This is a genomic window from Microbispora sp. NPDC046973, from assembly GCF_040644495.1.
Lineage (GTDB): Bacteria > Actinomycetota > Actinomycetes > Streptosporangiales > Streptosporangiaceae > Microbispora.
This window is the reverse complement of record NZ_JBEYWQ010000078.1, coordinates 1-2,062: the sequence shown is the minus strand read 5'-3', so window position 1 is coordinate 2,062 and position 2,062 is coordinate 1. Positions and strand designations below refer to the sequence as shown.

General features: G+C 68.9%; 1 protein-coding gene. It reads left to right on the top strand.

Features of this window, described 5'->3' with window-relative positions; all coding sequences use genetic code 11:
• On the top strand, positions 1–2,062 hold a 2,062-nt coding region (locus ABZ860_RS42755), incomplete at both ends, for an amino acid adenylation domain-containing protein (RefSeq protein ID WP_357232588.1).

Sequence of the window (2,062 nt, the reverse complement as noted above, 5' to 3'; positions counted from 1 at the left end):
TACAGCACGGCGTTGTTCGAGGGGTCGACGATCGAGCGGCTGGCCGGGCATCTGACCCGGCTGCTGGAGGCGATCGCTCAAGACCCCAACCGGCACCTGTCAGCCTTGCCGATCCTCACCGACGTAGAGCATCAGCAGCTCACCACCTGGAACGCCACCACCCAGCCCATCCCCGGCACCTCCATCAGCGGGCAGATCACCGCCCACGCCACCACCCACCCCGACGCCCCCGCCATCACCTGCAACGACCAGCACCTCACCTACGCCCAACTCGACGCCCGCGCCAACCAACTCGCCCACCACCTGCACACCCTCGGCGTCACCCACGAAACCATCGTCGCCCTGCACCTGCCCCGCAGCACCGACATGGTCATCGCCATGCTCGCCGTCTGGCGCGCCGGCGGCGCCTACCTCCCCCTCGACCCCGACCACCCCACCACCCGACTCACCCACCAACTCACCGACAGCAACGCCGCCCTCCTGCTCACCACCACAAGCACCACCGAAGGCCACACCGGCTCCACCACCCCCGACATCTCCGTGGTGGTGCTAGACGATGCCGCGACCCAAGCAGCGCTACAGCAACAGCCGCTCAGCCCGCCCGCGGTGGACACCCTCGCCAGCCAAGCCGCGTACCTGATCTACACCAGCGGATCCACCGGACGGCCCAAGAGCGCGGTCATCACCCACCACAACCTCACCCACAGCATCGACGCCCAACGCCGCCGCTTCACCCTCACCTCAAGCGACACCGCCCTGCAGCTGACCTCCTTCACCTTCGACGTGGCCGCCAGCGACATCTTCACCACCCTCACCGCCGGCGCCCATCTCGTCATCGCCGACAGCCTCACCCGCCGCTCCCCCGCCCACCTGCAGCACCTCATGCAGCGCCAGCGCATCAGCTTCACCCAAGGCACGCCCACCCTGCTGCGCCACCTGGACACCACCACCCTGCCCCACCTGCGCGTACTGATCACCGGCGGCGAACCCTGCCCACCCGACCTCGCCACCATCTGGGCTGACGGACGCCACCTGATCAACGTCTACGGCCCCACGGAAACCACCATCTGCGCCACCTTCACCACCCCCACCACCACCTTCACCACCACCACCCCGCCGCCCATCGGCGCTCCCCTGCCCAACACCCACCTGCACGTCCTGGACCCCCACCTCAAGCCCGTCCCCATCGGCGTCCCCGGCGAGCTCTACATCACCGGCGCCGGACTGGCCCGCGGCTACCACCACCGCCCGGCGCTGACCGCCGAACGCTTCATCGCCGACCCCTTCACCCCACACGGCGGGCGGCTGTATCGGACCGGGGACCTGGCCCGCTGGCGACCCGACGGACAACTCGACTTCCTCGGCCGCACCGACCACCAAATCAAAATCCGCGGCAACCGCATCGAACCCGCCGAGATCGAACACACCCTCACCACCCACCCCGCCATCACCACCGCCCTCGTCATCGAGCGCGAACAGCGGCTGGTCGCCTACCTCGTCCCGGCCGACCACGACCAGGGCATCCCCCCGGTGAGCGAGCTGCGTGAGCATCTACGCGCCGCCCTGCCCGACTACATGATCCCCACCGCCTTCGTCGAGCTGACCGCCTTCCCCCTCACCCCCAACGGCAAAATCGACCGCACCGCACTGCCCACCCCTGACAGCAGCCGCCGGGACCTCACCAGCACCTACCAGGCGCCCACCACCCCCACTGAAGAACTCCTCGCCGGCATCTGGGCCGACCTGCTCAACCTCGACCACGTCGGCGTCACCGACAACTTCTTCGACCTCGGCGGGCACTCGTTGCTGGCGACCCAGGCCATCACCCGCATCCGTGGCGTGTTCAACGCCGAGGTGAGCCTGGCCGCCCTGTTCGACCATCCGACTGTCGGTGAACTGGCCGCCGTCATCGACACCGGCACGGCGAGCGAGGCTCCGCCGCCGATCGTGCCGGTCTCACGCGAGCAGAAGCTGCCGCTGTCGTTCGCCCAGCAACGCCTGTGGTTCCTCGACCAGCTCGACCCCGGATCGGCCGAATACGTCATCTCCACCCCGATCCACC